This is a genomic window from Thauera mechernichensis, assembly GCF_029588855.1.
Lineage (GTDB): Bacteria > Pseudomonadota > Gammaproteobacteria > Burkholderiales > Rhodocyclaceae > Thauera > Thauera mechernichensis.
This window is the reverse complement of sequence record NZ_JARQZE010000001.1, coordinates 165,786-179,057: the sequence shown is the minus strand read 5'-3', so window position 1 is coordinate 179,057 and position 13,272 is coordinate 165,786. Positions and strand designations below refer to the sequence as shown.

At 65.1% G+C, this 13,272-nt stretch carries 13 protein-coding genes; 5 read left to right on the top strand and 8 right to left on the bottom strand.

Going from position 1 to position 13,272, the window contains the following annotated elements; all coding sequences use genetic code 11:
• Nucleotides 1-19: 19 nt before the first annotated feature.
• The 8 genes from aspS to P7F68_RS00920 all read right to left on the bottom strand — a co-directional run bounded on the left by aspS (nt 20) and on the right by P7F68_RS00920 (nt 9,076).
• Nucleotides 20-1,819 carry an aspartate--tRNA ligase gene (aspS, locus tag P7F68_RS00955; RefSeq protein ID WP_002942993.1) on the bottom strand — a complete coding sequence of 600 codons (1,800 nt, stop codon included), beginning with the start codon at nt 1,817-1,819 and terminating at the stop codon, nt 20-22.
• A 94-nt stretch (nt 1,820-1,913) separates the two neighbouring features.
• Nucleotides 1,914-2,540 (bottom strand): DUF502 domain-containing protein, encoded by a 627-nt coding sequence (locus P7F68_RS00950; protein ID WP_002924678.1) that lies wholly within the window; start codon nt 2,538-2,540, stop codon nt 1,914-1,916.
• A 40-nt stretch (nt 2,541-2,580) separates the two neighbouring features.
• A complete protein-coding gene (locus P7F68_RS00945) occupies nt 2,581-2,844 on the bottom strand; it encodes an FmdB family zinc ribbon protein (protein WP_002942990.1) in 264 nt (87 codons plus the stop codon).
• Nucleotides 2,845-2,973: 129 nt separating this feature from the next.
• Entirely contained in the window at nt 2,974-3,825 is an 852-nt protein-coding gene (locus P7F68_RS00940) for a prepilin peptidase (protein WP_002942988.1), read from the bottom strand.
• Entirely contained in the window at nt 3,826-5,058 is a 1,233-nt protein-coding gene (locus tag P7F68_RS00935; protein ID WP_002942986.1) for a type II secretion system F family protein, read from the bottom strand.
• A 19-nt stretch (nt 5,059-5,077) separates the two neighbouring features.
• Nucleotides 5,078-6,796: a type IV-A pilus assembly ATPase PilB gene (gene pilB, locus P7F68_RS00930; protein WP_277829908.1), complete on the bottom strand. Its 1,719-nt coding sequence runs from the start codon at nt 6,794-6,796 to the stop codon at nt 5,078-5,080.
• A 76-nt stretch (nt 6,797-6,872) separates the two neighbouring features.
• A complete protein-coding gene (locus P7F68_RS00925) occupies nt 6,873-8,165 on the bottom strand; it encodes an HlyC/CorC family transporter (protein WP_277829906.1) in 1,293 nt (430 codons plus the stop codon).
• Between the two features lie 77 nt (nt 8,166-8,242).
• On the bottom strand, nt 8,243-9,076 hold the full coding sequence (locus P7F68_RS00920; RefSeq protein WP_002924665.1) for a cytochrome C assembly family protein: 834 nt from the start codon (nt 9,074-9,076) through the stop codon (nt 8,243-8,245).
• A gap of 48 nt (nt 9,077-9,124) precedes the next feature.
• On the opposite strand from P7F68_RS00920, the gene ffh reads away from it, so the two are divergent.
• From ffh to gloA, 5 genes are read left to right on the top strand one after another with little or no spacing between them, the layout of a single operon-like run.
• Entirely contained in the window at nt 9,125-10,495 is a 1,371-nt protein-coding gene (gene ffh, locus P7F68_RS00915; protein ID WP_277829903.1) for a signal recognition particle protein, read from the top strand.
• 11 nt (nt 10,496-10,506) lie between these two features.
• A complete protein-coding gene (locus P7F68_RS00910; protein ID WP_277829901.1) occupies nt 10,507-11,292 on the top strand; it encodes an EI24 domain-containing protein in 786 nt (261 codons plus the stop codon).
• Nucleotides 11,289-12,038: a competence/damage-inducible protein A gene (locus P7F68_RS00905; RefSeq protein ID WP_002924659.1), complete on the top strand. Its 750-nt coding sequence runs from the start codon at nt 11,289-11,291 to the stop codon at nt 12,036-12,038. The genes P7F68_RS00910 and P7F68_RS00905 overlap by 4 nt, the downstream gene beginning before the upstream one ends.
• 8 nt (nt 12,039-12,046) lie before the next feature.
• Entirely contained in the window at nt 12,047-12,826 is a 780-nt protein-coding gene (locus P7F68_RS00900) for a M48 family metallopeptidase (RefSeq protein WP_002942968.1), read from the top strand.
• 29 nt (nt 12,827-12,855) lie between these two features.
• On the top strand, nt 12,856-13,242 hold the full coding sequence (gene gloA / locus P7F68_RS00895; protein WP_002924655.1) for a lactoylglutathione lyase: 387 nt from the start codon (nt 12,856-12,858) through the stop codon (nt 13,240-13,242).
• The last annotated feature ends 30 nt before the right edge of the window (nt 13,243-13,272 follow it).

The window sequence follows — 13,272 nt, the reverse complement described above, 5'->3', positions numbered from 1 at the left end:
GCTGTTGCGGCCTGTCGTCTCAGTCGCGGCCGATCTCGACATCGGTCTGCACCTTCTGGCGCAGGCGGATGTGCAGTTCGCGCAGCTGCTTCTCGTCCACGCCGCTCGGCGCGTCGGTGAGCAGGCACTGGGCGCGCTGGGTCTTGGGGAAGGCGATCACGTCACGGATGGATTCGGCGCCGGTCATCATGGTAACGATGCGGTCGAGGCCGAAGGCCAGCCCGCCGTGCGGGGGCGCGCCGTACTTGAGCGCGTCGAGCAGAAAGCCGAATTTGGCCTGCTGCTCCTCGGCGCCGATGTTGAGCGCCTCGAACACGCGCGCCTGCACGTCGGCGCGGTGGATACGCACCGAGCCACCGCCGATTTCCCAGCCGTTCAACGCGAGGTCGTAGGCCTTGGCCAGGCACTCTCCAGGGTTGGACTCGAGCAGGTCGATGTGCTCGTCCTTCGGGCTGGTGAAGGGGTGGTGGCAGGCGGTCCAGCGCTTGTCGTCCTCGTCGTACTCGAACATCGGGAAGTCGACCACCCACAGCGGGCACCAGGCTTCGCCCGTCACATAAGCCTTCTCGTGGCCGAGCTTGATGCGCAGCGCACCCATGGCGTCGTTGACCACCTTGGTCTTGTCGGCGCCAAAGAAGATGAGGTCGCCCGACTGCGCACCGGTGCGCTCGAGGATGGTACGCAGCGCGGTCTCGTGCAGGTTCTTGACGATCGGCGACTGCAGGCCCTGCTCGTTGGGCTGGGTGACGTCGTTGACCTTGATGTAGGCCAGGCCGCGGGCGCCGTAGATGCCGACGAACTTGGTGTACTCGTCGATTTCGCCGCGGGTGAGGCTGTTGCCGCCGGGAACACGCATGGCCGCGACGCGGCCGCCCGAGGTGGCGGGGCCGCTGAAGACCTTGAAGGCGACGTCCTGCACCGCGTCGGTGACGTCGGTGAGTTCCAGCGTCACGCGCAGGTCGGGCTTGTCGGAGCCGTAACGGCGCATCGCCTCGGCATAGGTCATGCGCGGGAAGGGCGCGGGCAGCTCGACCGCCATCGCTTCCTTGAACACGAAGCGGATCATCTCTTCTACCAGGGCGGTGATCTCGTGCTCGTCCATGAAGGACGTCTCGAGGTCGACCTGGGTGAACTCGGGCTGGCGGTCGGCGCGCAGGTCCTCGTCGCGGAAGCACTTGACGATCTGGTAGTAGCGGTCGTAACCGGCCACCATCAGCAACTGCTTGAAGAGCTGCGGCGACTGCGGCAGGGCGAAGAACTGGCCCGGGTGCACCCGCGACGGTACCAGGTAGTCGCGTGCGCCTTCCGGCGTGCTCTTGGTGAGCATCGGCGTCTCGACGTCGATGAAGCCGGCTGCGTCGAGGAAGCGGCGGAAGGCCATCGTGGTCTTGTAGCGCAGCATCAGGTTCTTCTGCATCTGCGGGCGGCGCAGGTCGATGACGCGGTTGGTCAGGCGCACCGTTTCGGACAGGTTGTCGTCATCGACCTGGAAGGGCGGCGTGGCCGCGGCGTTGAGCACCTCGATGTCGTGGCACAGCACCTCGATCTCGCCCGAAGTGAGGTTGGCGTTCTCGGTGCCGGCCGGGCGGCGACGCACCTTGCCGCTCATCTTGAGGACGAACTCGCTGCGCACCGATTCGGCAGTCTTGAACATGTCGGCGCGGTCGGGGTCGCACACGACCTGAACCAGGCCCTCGCGGTCGCGCAGGTCGATGAAGATCACGCCGCCGTGGTCGCGGCGGCGATGCACCCAACCGCAGATGGTGACGATCTGGTCGAGTTCGGCAGCGGTGACTTTGCCGCAGTAGTGAGTTCGCATGTGAAGATTCCGGGCAGGTTGTGCGGCGCAGGGCGCCGCTTCGATTCAATGGCTTGTGTTCGCTTCGGGGGGTTCCGGGCCTATCCCGCGCTCATCATTCGTTGAGCAGGGCGGCACGCGCCTGCGGCCTGCGCGGCGGCGGTGCGACCACCCCCATGGAGATGATGTACTTGAGCGCTTCATCCACGCTCATGTCGAGCTCGATGACGTCGGCGCGCGGCATCATCAGGAAGAAGCCCGAAGTCGGGTTGGGCGTGGTTGGAACATAGACGCTGACGTAGTCTCCGACCAGGTGCCTGGCCGCATCGCCGCCGGGCTGGCCGGTCAGGAAGGCGATCGTCCATGCGCCCTGGCGCGGGTACTGCACCAGCAAGGCCTTGCGGAAGGCCTGGCCGCTGCTGGAAAACAGGGTATCGGAGACTTGTTTGACGCTGTAGTAGATCGACTTCACCACCGGGATGCGGGCGAGCAGCGCCTCCCACAGCTTGACCAGCTTCTGGCCGAGCACGTTGGCAGCCACCAGTCCGGTGAGGAACACGATCAGCAGGCTTGCGACCACGCCGACGCCGGGGACGTCGAAGCCCATGTAGTCGCGCGGCTGGAAGCCGTTGGGCAGCCAGAGCAGGATTGCGTCGAGGGTGCTGACGATCCAGGCCAGCACCATGAAGGTGATTGCTAGCGGGATCCAGATCAGCAGCCCGGTGATGAAGTATTTTTTCACGTCGTGACCGTATCGATCCCGCTGTCTTGAGCGCGTGCGCTCAGTGGCAGGCGCAGCCACCGCCGGCACAGGCCGGTGCGGCGGGGGTTTCGGTCGCGGATGTCGCTGCCGGGGCGGTGCTGCCGCCCTTGAAGTCGGTGGCGTACCAGCCCGAACCCTTGAGCTGGAAGCCGGCTGCGGAGAGCAGTTTGGCATAGCCCTGGCTGCCGCAGGACGGGCAGGTGCTCAGCGGTTGATCGCTCATTTTCTGCAGGTGTTCCTTCTGGAAACCACAGCTCGGACAACGGTATTCGTAGATGGGCATGACGAGCTCCCGAAAACAAGTGCGCAAGTCTAACGCAATGCAGCATAAGGAAAAAGCGCGCCGGGTAAGCCGCAGCGCGCTGGTGATATGGGGGTGCCCGCGGTGTCTTTCAAGCGCGCCGCGGGCGCCTCAGAGCAGACCCAGGTAGTGGCTGGTGAGCCGTTCGCCCCAGAACAGGGCGATCAGCCCTGCGGCTGCCAGGTAGGGGCCGAAAGGGATGGGGACGTTGCGGCCGTGGCGGGCGAACAGGATGAGCACGATACCTACCGCCGCACCGACCAGGGAGGACAGCAGGATGGTCAGAGGCAGTACCTGCCAGCCGAGCCAGGCACCGATCGCGCCGAGCAGCTTGAAGTCGCCATAGCCCATGCCCTCCTTGCCCGTGGCGAGCTTGAACAGCCAGAACACCGACCATAGCACCAGGTAGCCCGCCATGGCGCCCACCACGGCATCGGCAAGCTCGGTGTAGGTGCCGGCGAGGTTGAAGGCCAGGCCGAGCCAGAGCAGGGGCAGTGTGATGTCGTCGGGAAGAAGCTGGGTGTCGAGGTCGATGAAGGTGAGCGCGACCATTGCCCAGACGAAGAGCAGGGCGCCCAGCGCGGCGAGTCCGAATCCGAAGTGCCATGCCGCATAGCCCGACAGCAGCGCCGTACAGGCCTCCACGATGGGGTAGCGCTTGCTGATGCCGGCGCCGCAGTGTCGGCAGCGGCCACGCAGCAGGACGTAGCTGACCACGGGGATGTTCTCGAGTGCGCTGATCTGGTGGCCGCAATGAGGGCAGCGCGAGCGCGGCGTCGCGAGGTTGAAGCGCTCGCCTTCAGTGGCCGCCTCCCCGCGTAATTCCGCCGCCTGGGCATGCCAGTCGCGCTCCATCATCTTTGGCAGGCGGTGGATGACGACGTTGAGGAAGCTGCCCACGAACAGGCCCAGCAGTGCAGCGAGGCCTGCGAATACGAGCGGGTCTTGCAGCAGGGCCTCCATCTAGCCGACCACCGCGCCGATCTTGAAGATGGGCAGGTACATCGCGACGACCAGGCCGCCGATCACCGTGCCCAGGAATACCATGATCAACGGTTCGAGCAGTTGCGACAGGCCAGCGACGGCGTCGTCCACCTCCTGTTCGAAAAAGTCGGCGACCTTGCTCAGCATCGAATCGAGCTGGCCTGACTCTTCGCCGATCGACACCATCTGGACCACCATCGTTGGGAAGACCTCGGCGTTCTGCATGGCAATGGTCAGGCTGGTGCCGCTGCTGACCTCGGCTTGGATCTCGCGCGTCGCAACCAGATACACATGGTTGCCCGAGGCGCCGCCCACCGAATCGAGCGCCTCGACAAGCGGCACCCCCGCGGCGAACATGGTCGACAGCGTGCGCGTCCAGCGTGCGACCGTTGCCTTGCGGATGATGGGGCCGATCACCGGGAAGCGCAAAATGGCCTTGTCCAGTGCGATCTGCATGGCCGTCGAGCGTTTGTAGCTCCAGGCGATCGCCGCAATGGCTGCGAACAGGCCGCCAAAGATGAGATACCAGTAGGCAACGAAGGCATCCGAGATCGCGATCACCATCTCCGTTGGCGCCGGCAGGTCTGCACCGAAACCGGCGAACACGTTCTTGAACTCGGGAATGACGAACAGCATCATGATCGAGATCACCAGGCCGGCAACCACGACCACCGCAGCGGGGTAGAACAGCGCCGACTTGATCTTGCTCTTGATGGCGAGAATCTTTTCCTTGTAGGTCGCGATGCGGTCGAGCAGGGAGTCGAGGATGCCCGCCTGTTCGCCGGCGGCGACGAGATTGCAGAACAGCTTGTCGAAATGCTGAGGGTGCTTGGCAAAAGCCTGCGACAGGTTGGAGCCGGTCTCGACGTCGTTGCGGATATCGTTGAGCAGGCGCGAAAGCGCCGGGTTGGCCGAACCCTTCATGCCGATATCGAAGGCCTGCAGCAGCGGTACGCCGGACTTCATCATGGTGGCGAGCTGGCGGGTGAAGAGCGCGATGTCCTTGTCGCTGATGCGGCCACCACGAGACATCTTCTGCTTCTTGACCTTGCTGACCTGGATGCCCTGGCGGCGCAGCATCGCCTGGACCATGGCGTCGCCGTTGGCACGGATCTCGCCGCGAACGACCTTGCCAGTCTTGTCCTTGCCTTCCCAGGTGTACAGGTCTTCCTTGGGACCCTTGGCACGTGGTGCCCGGCTTGCTGTGGCCATGAGATCGGATGTCCTTGTTCTATTCGTTGGTCGTCGCCAGGACTTCTTCGAGCGAGGTTATACCTTGCTTGACCTTGAGAAGCCCGGACTTGCGCAGGTCGCGCACGCCTTCGCGTTCCGCCTGCGCCGCGATGTCCATCGAGTTGCCGCCGGTCATGATGATGTGGGCGATCTCCTCGCTGATCGGCATGACCTGGTAGATGCCCAGGCGCCCCTTGTAGCCGCTGCCCTTGCAGCGGTCGCAGCCGACCGGCCCCATGGGTTGCCAGCTGCCGTCCAGTTCCTCGGCGCTGAATCCCGCCTCGATGAGCGCCTCGAAGGGAATGTCCGCGGCCTTCTTGCACGAGCATAGCCGGCGCGCGAGGCGCTGTGCCGTGATGAGGATCACCGACGATGCAATGTTGAACGGCGCCACGCCCATGTTCTTGAGTCGCTCGAGCGTGGTGGGGGCGTCGTTCGTGTGCAGGGTCGACATCACCAGGTGGCCGGTCTGCGCCGCCTTGATCGAGATCTCCGCGGTCTCGAGGTCGCGAATTTCACCGACCATGATGATATCGGGATCCTGGCGCAGGAAGGCCCTGAGTGCGACCGAAAAGGTGAGCCCCGCCTTCTCGTTGACGTTGACCTGGTTGATGCCGGGCAGGTTGATTTCGGCCGGGTCCTCTGCCGTGGAGATATTCACGCCCGGCTTGTTGAGCAGGTTGAGGCAGGTGTAGAGCGACACGGTCTTGCCCGAGCCCGTCGGGCCGGTGACGAGGATCATGCCGTAGGGGCGTTCGACCGCTGCGAGCAGCGCCTTGCGCTGGTCGGGCTCGTAGCCGAGCGCATCGATGCCGAGCATCGCCGAGCTCGGGTCGAGGATGCGCATGACGATCTTCTCGCCATGCAGTGTCGGCAGGGTCGATACGCGAAAGTCGATGGCCTTGTTCTTTGACAAAACCAGCTTCATGCGGCCGTCCTGGGGGACGCGTCGCTCGGAGATGTCGAGGCGCGAGATCACCTTGATGCGGGCAGCGATCTTCTCCTTGAGTACCAATGGCGGCTGGGCGATGTCGCGCAGGATGCCATCGGTGCGTACGCGGATGCGATAGAACTTCTCGTAGGGCTCGAAGTGGATGTCGGAGGCACCCTCGTTGATTGCGTCGATCAGGACCTTCTGGATGAACTTGACGACGGGGGCGTCATCGACCTCTGAGGCCTCGTCCTCGTCGCGCTGCTGCTGCGCGGGCGTGTCCTGCTGCAGCAGGTCCATGTCGAAGGCTTCACCCGTGAGGTCGCGCAGCGTGTCCGCCGCGGATTCGACCAGCGCATCGATGACGCGCTTGAGCTTGTCGGCCTCGGCGATCACGAGGTCGAGCTGCATTCCGGTCTGGAAGCGGATCTCGTCAAGCGCCCGCATGTTCGACGGATCGGCGGTAGCCAGCGTGAGGCGATTCTGGCGTTTGGCCAGAGGTGCGATCTGGTGCTTCTGTATCAGCTTGCGATCGACTGCGTCACGTGCGTATGAGGAGGCGTCGACCGCTGCGATGTCGAGCAGGGGGTAACCGAAGGTCTCGGCCGCAAAACGCGCCATGTCGGCGCACTTCATCAGGCCGCGGCTGGCGACCTCGAGGATGAACGCGTTGCTGCCCTCGTTGGCATGGGAGGAACAGGTCTGCGCATCTGCTTCCTGCAGATGTCCGTGCTGTATCAGTGCCCTGGCGAACCCGCTCAGGGTCGGTTTTGTCGCTGCCGCCATGCCATGCTCTTGTCCGGAGTGCGGCGGATGTTGCACCGCGCACCCGCCCTTGTAAAGGTTTGCGAGGTGTCGAGCGTCATGGTCCGCTCCTTTCTGCCTGTGTCGGAGCGAGGGGGCGGAACAGTCGCGCCGTGCGGATCATGCGGTCCTGGGTCTGCACGACCTCGATCGGCGTGTCGGCAATCTTCATCGATACGCCGGCTTCCGGGATGTCCTGAAGGTACTCGATGATCAGCCCGTTGAGTGTCTTGGGACCGTCAGTGGGCAGCGCCAGGTCGAGGCGGCGGTTGAGCTCGCGCAGGTTCGCCGAGCCGTCCACCAGCACGTTGCCTTCCTCGCTCCAGGCCATGCGGTTGCCGGCATCAGGGATGCTGGTGGTGAATTTGCCGATGAGTTCCTCGATGATGTCCTCCAGGGTGATCAGGCCGAGGATCTCGCCATACTCATCGACAACGAAGGCCAGGCGCTGCTGGTTTTCCTGGAAGAACTGGATCTGTGAATAGAGTGGGGTGTCGGCGGGAACGAAGTAGGGGCGGGTGAGCAGCTCGCGGATGCGCTCCACCGAGAAGGTGTCCTGGAGTGTGTCGCTGAGCAACCGGCGCTGGTGGAGTACGCCGATCACGTGCTCGCTGTCACCGTCGTACACCGCGAGGCGGGTGTGGAAGCTGGTGGCAATCTGGCGGCGGAGCTGTTCCTCCGGGTCGGTGAGGTCGATCGCCTCGATGGCGCCGCGCGGCGTCATCACGTCCTCGACCGTGATGTTCTCGAGGTCGAACAGGTTAACCAGCATGCTGCGGTGCTTGTGCGGTATGTACTGGCCGGAGTCGATGACCATGGCGCGCAGTTCATCGATTGATAACGCACCGTTGTCGCCTTCCTTGGGCTGCAGGCGGATCGTCCATAGCAGACCGCGGGAGAACAGGTTGACGAACCACACCACGAAATAGAACGCGCGCAGCAGGCCGGCGAGCGGGTAGGCCACGATGGGTGCGAGGCGATCGGCGTAGGTTGCACCAATGACCTTGGGCGTGATCTCCGCGAAGACGAGGATGGCGAAGGTGACGAGCAGGGTGGCGACGCCGAGCGCCCAGCGCTCGTTGCCGAACAACTCGAGCGTGATCACGCTCACCAGTGTTGCGGCGGCGGTGTTCACCAGGTTGTTGAACAGCAGGATGACGCCTAGCAGGCGGTCCGTTTTCGCCAGCAGGTCAAGCGCCAGCGTGGCGCCGGTGTTGCCCTGGCTGGCCAGGGAGCGCAGCCGGTAGCGGTTGGCTGCCATCATGACCGTCTCGGACATCGAGAAGCAGCCGGAGAGAACGAGCAGCACGACCAGGGCTGCGGCCTGCAACGTCAGGGTGAGATCCGACACGGAGCGGTAAGGGAGTGGAAAGCGTCCGAGTATTGGTGCCGGCTAGGACGCTGTCAACCTGGGGCCGACCTTGACGCTCAGTACGGGCTCTTGAGTACGACCTCGATCACGAAGCGGCTGCCGACGTAGGCCAGCATGAGGGCCACGAAGCCGGCGAGCGTCCACCGCAGCGCGATCCGGCCACGCCAGCCCCACAGCCGGCGGCCGACCAGCAGGCTGCCGAACAGCAGCCAGGAGATGAACGCGAAGATGGTCTTGTGATCCACGCGCAGGGCCTGGCCGAACAGGGACTCGGAGAACAATACGCCGCTCGCCAGCGTCAGCGTCAGCAGCACGAAAGCGATGCTGATGAGCCTGAACAGCAGGGCCTCCATCGTGAGCAGCGGCGGCAAGCCCGACAGCAGGCGGCTGAAGCGTGCGTTGTGCAACTGGCGGCCGGCGACCGCCATCAGCATCGCGTGCAAGGCTGCAAGGGTAAACAGGCTGTAGGCCAGCATGGCGACGACGAAGTGTGCGCGGAATGCTGGCGATGCCGCGTTGGTGAGCACGTGCTCGCCGGGGAAGACTAGCGGCACCAGGCTGGCCACCGCGCCCGCCGGCATGACCACGGCGTGGAGCCCGTCGAGTCGCGTGTACAAGGTCTCGACCCAGTAGAAGCAGACGGCCAGCCACACCATCAGCGATAGTGCGACACCGAAACCGAAACGCATCTCGTTGCCCGGGAAGATCCCGACATGCAGGGCGAAGCCGTGTGCGAGCAGCGCGAGCAGCAGCAGGCCGCGTTCTCGGCCGCTCATGCATTCGCGACGGGTGCCGGGGGTGGCTTTGCCGAGCATGCACTGGCGCCAGAACAGGACGCCGATGCCGGCATAAAGCGAGGCGGGAAGCAGATGAAGTAGAATTGTGCGCATACGTAGCTGCAGTTTACTCCAAGTCACGCGCCCAAGGCCTGCCCCAGAATGCTCGACAATCTCACTCAACGCCTGTCCAAAGTCGTCAAGACGCTGCGCGGCCAGGCCCGCCTGACCGAAGACAACATCCAGGACGCGATGCGCGAGGTGCGCATGGCCCTGCTCGAGGCCGACGTCGCACTTCCCGTGGTCAAGGATTTCGTCGCCCGCGTCAAGGAAAAGGCCGTCGGCCAGGAGGTCGTCGGTTCGCTGACGCCCGGCCAGGCGCTGGTGGGCGTGGTCCACGACGAACTGAAGGCGCTGATGGGCGGGGCCCACGAGGGCCTGAACCTGTCGACCCAGCCGCCAGCCGTGGTGCTGATGGCCGGCCTGCAGGGCGCAGGCAAGACCACAACCACCGGCAAGCTTGCCAAGCTGTTGCACGAAGAGCACAAGAAGAAGGTGCTGGTGGTGTCGGCGGACGTCTATCGACCGGCGGCCATCGAGCAGCTGAAGACCGTGGCCGCGCAGGCCGGCGTGGGCTTCTTCCCGTCTTCGGTCGAGCAGAAGCCGGTGGATATTGCGCTTGCCGCGCTCGATCACGCGCGGAAGCACCACATGGACGTCCTCCTCGTCGACACCGCGGGCCGGCTGGCGGTCGATGAGGCGATGATGGCCGAGATCAAGGCCTTGCATGCGGCGGTGACGCCGATCGAGACCTTGTTCGTGGTCGACGCCATGCTGGGCCAGGATGCCGTCAATACCGCGCGTGCCTTCAACGAGGCCTTGCCCCTTACCGGCGTCGTGCTCACCAAGCTCGATGGCGATTCGCGCGGCGGTGCAGCCCTGTCGGTGCGCCACGTCACCGGCAAGCCGCTCAAGTTCGCTGGTGTCGGCGAGAAGCTTTCCGGGCTCGAGCCCTTCCACCCCGACCGTATGGCCAGCCGTATCCTCGGCATGGGCGACATTCTCGGGCTGGTCGAGGAAGCCCGGCGCGGGGTCGACGAGGAAAAGGCCCGTGCTTTCGCGCAAAAGCTCAAGACCGGGAAGGGCTTCGACCTCAACGACTTCAAGGAACAGATCGCCCAGATGCGCAAGATGGGTGGCCTGGCTTCGATGATGGACAAGCTGCCCGCGCAGTTTGCGGCGGCCGCCGACAAGCTTCAGGGCGGTGCAGAGGAAAAGGCGATCAGCCGCATCGAAGGCATCATCAACTCGATGACGCCGCTCGAACGCAGCAAGCCCGAACTGCTCAAGGCCAGCCGCAAGCGTCGCATCGCCGCGGGTGCGGGTGTGACGGTGCAGGAGGTCAACCGCCTGCTCAACCAGTTCGAACAGACGCAGAAGGTGATGAAGCAGTTCTCCAAGGGCGGCATGGGCAAGATGATGCGAGCCATGAAGGGCATGATGCCCGGCGGCTTCCCGGGGCTGCCGCGCTGAGTGGAGGCGCCATGAAGGACATCGTGCTTGCCTTCGGCCGCGCTGGCCGCAGCCTGCTGAGGCGGGACATCTTCTGGCACCTGGTATGGCCGGGCGTGCTGGCGACGGTGCTGTGGTCCGTACTTGCGGTGCTGCTGTGGACGCCGGTTACCGAGGGCGTGTTCGGCTGGGTCAGCGGCTGGGCCTTCGTCGGTAGCTGGCTGTCGGCATCCGAGGCAGCGGCGGCGGTGATGCTGGTCCTGATCAAGTTTGCGGTTGCGCTGCTCCTCGTACCCCTGATTTACGTGACAGCGGCGCTGCTGGTGGCCACGATTGCGCTGCCGCTGATGCTCGAGCGCATCGGCCGCAGCGACTATGCGGACATCGAGCAGCGTCGTGGCGGCTCGAACCTTGGCAGCGCCTGGAACTCGATCGTCGCCGGGGTGCTCTTTCTCGTGGCCTTGATCGTCTCCTTGCCGTTCTGGCTGATCCCCGGTGTCGGCCTGCTCGCCTCGGTGGTGCTGACCGGCTGGCTCAACCAGCGTGCGTTTGGCTACGACGCTCTCATGCTGCATGCCGACCGTGACGAGATGCAGCGCCTGCGCACCGACTGGCGGCCGCAGATGCTGCTGGTGGGCGGCGGCAGTGCGCTGCTGGCCTATGTGCCGGTGATCAACCTGGTGGCGCCGGCCTTTGCCGGCCTTGCCTTTGTCCATTACATGCTGGAAACCCTGCGTAAGCATCGGCTGCAGCACGGCGTGACCGTGCTCGATGCCGAGCCAGTTGCTCGGGGATCCGGTTCGCGGGAGCTGTCATGAACTTTGGCGCACTCATCATCGGTGACGAGATCCTGTCGGGGCGCCGCAGCGACAAGCACCTCGCCAAGCTCATCGAACTGCTCGGCGCGCGCGGGCTCAAGCTGTCGTGGGCACGTTACGCGGGAGATGACCTCGATCGCCTTGTCGACACCCTGCGCCAGACCTTCGCCACCGGCGATGTGGTTTTCAGCTTCGGCGGCATCGGCGCCACGCCGGACGACCGCACGCGGGAGGCCGCCGCTGCGGCGCTCGGGCTGGATCTCGCCCTCCATCCCGAGGCAGAGCGCGAGATTCGCGCCCGCTTCGGTGACGAGATCACCGCCGAGCGTCTGCAGATGGGTGTGTACCCCGTGGGAAGCGACATCATCCCCAACAGCTTCAACCGTATTCCCGGGTTCTCGATCCGCCGCCATTACTTCGCTCCGGGCTTTCCGGTGATGGCCTGGCCGATGGTCGAGTGGGTGCTGGACACGCACTATGGCCACCTGCATCACGCCGAGGACTATGTCGAGGCGGCCGTCACCGTGTGGGATGCCTATGAGGGCCAGCTCATCGGCCTGATGCGCAGGATCACCGCGGACTTCCCCGATGCGACGCTGTTCAGCCTGCCGACGATCGCCTCCGAGGGTCAGCGGCGATCGATCGAGCTCGGCATGAAGGGCACGGCGGCACGCGTGGCCGAGGCGATGGCCTGCATCAGGGCCGATCTCGATGCGCGTGGCGTGGAGTGGGAAGACAAGGCTTGAGCGGGGCATTGGCGGCGGTCGCGGCGCCTTCGTCGCAGCACCAGGCCTACCACCTGGTCATCGATGGCACACCGGTGGCCCTCGTGCTGCGACGTTCCGCGCGACGTTCGATGGCGCTGCAGGTCGACCACCGTGGTGCGCGTGTTGCCGTGCCATTGCAGATGCCCCTGGGCGAGGTCGAGCGCTTCGTGCGCGGCCATGGCCGCTGGTTGCTCGACCGGCTGCGGGCGCATGCCGGTGCACCAGCCCAAGTGCGCATCGAGATCGCAGACGGGGTGCAACTTCCCGTCCTCGGCAAGCCGCTGACCTTGCGGCTCGTGGCGGGGCGGGGCGTGCGCTGGCGTGTGGGCGAGGGCGGTGGCGAGGAGCTTTTGCTGCCGGCCGCCTGCAGCAGTACCCAGAAGGCACTTCTGCGAGCCCTTCAGGCACGGGCGCTGGGCTGGTATCGTGCCCGTGTCGAGGAGTACTGCCTGAGGCTCGGCCACGCCGTGCCTGCGGTGCGACTGTCCAATGCGCGCACGCGCTGGGGGAGCTGTAGCCAGCGCTCCGGCATCCGCCTGCATTGGCGACTGATACACCTCGTCCCCGAGCTGATCGACTATGTGGTCGCCCACGAGGTGGCCCACCTGGCCGAGATGAACCATTCGCCGCGCTTCTGGGCGGTCGTCGAACGGCTGTATCCGGACTGGCGCGAGGCGCGTGCCGCATTGCGGCGGGCCGCGGCGACCTTGCCCGTCATCGGTCCTGAGGCGCCGGCGGTGGGGGTGCCGCTCATGCAGGAAGACTGAACCCAACCCAAGCACAAGGACAACAAACCATGCGAATCCTTCACACCATGCTGCGCGTCGGCGATCTCGATCGCTCCCTTGCCTTCTACACCGAAGTGCTCGGCATGCGCCTGCTGCGCCGACAGGACTACCCGGACGGAAAGTTCACGCTCGCCTTCGTCGGCTATCAGGACGAAATGGACGGCGCGGTGCTCGAGCTGACGCACAACTGGGGCGTAGACCGCTACGAGCTCGGCAACGCCTATGGCCACATCGCGCTCGAGGTCGAAGATGCGCGCAAGGCCTGTGAGGACATTCGTGCGCGCGGCGGCAAGGTGGTTCGCGAGGCAGGGCCGATGAAGCATGGCACGACGGTCATCGCCTTCGTCGAGGATCCGGACGGCTACAAGGTCGAGCTGATCGAGCGCCGCAGCTGAGAGTGAGTGACTCTTGCGGGCCCGCTGGGG

Coding starts and splice junctions, on each gene's coding strand:
- P7F68_RS00905 (WP_002924659.1), top strand. CDS start 11,289: ATGAACTTTGGCGCACTCATCATCGGTGACGAGATCCTGTCGGGGCGC.
- ffh (WP_277829903.1), top strand. CDS start 9,125: ATGCTCGACAATCTCACTCAACGCCTGTCCAAAGTCGTCAAGACGCTG.
- P7F68_RS00935 (WP_002942986.1), bottom strand. CDS start 5,058: ATGGCCACAGCAAGCCGGGCACCACGTGCCAAGGGTCCCAAGGAAGAC.
- aspS (WP_002942993.1), bottom strand. CDS start 1,819: ATGCGAACTCACTACTGCGGCAAAGTCACCGCTGCCGAACTCGACCAG.
- gloA (WP_002924655.1), top strand. CDS start 12,856: ATGCGAATCCTTCACACCATGCTGCGCGTCGGCGATCTCGATCGCTCC.
- P7F68_RS00920 (WP_002924665.1), bottom strand. CDS start 9,076: ATGCGCACAATTCTACTTCATCTGCTTCCCGCCTCGCTTTATGCCGGC.
- pilB (WP_277829908.1), bottom strand. CDS start 6,796: ATGGCGGCAGCGACAAAACCGACCCTGAGCGGGTTCGCCAGGGCACTG.
- P7F68_RS00945 (WP_002942990.1), bottom strand. CDS start 2,844: ATGCCCATCTACGAATACCGTTGTCCGAGCTGTGGTTTCCAGAAGGAA.
- P7F68_RS00910 (WP_277829901.1), top strand. CDS start 10,507: ATGAAGGACATCGTGCTTGCCTTCGGCCGCGCTGGCCGCAGCCTGCTG.
- P7F68_RS00940 (WP_002942988.1), bottom strand. CDS start 3,825: ATGGAGGCCCTGCTGCAAGACCCGCTCGTATTCGCAGGCCTCGCTGCA.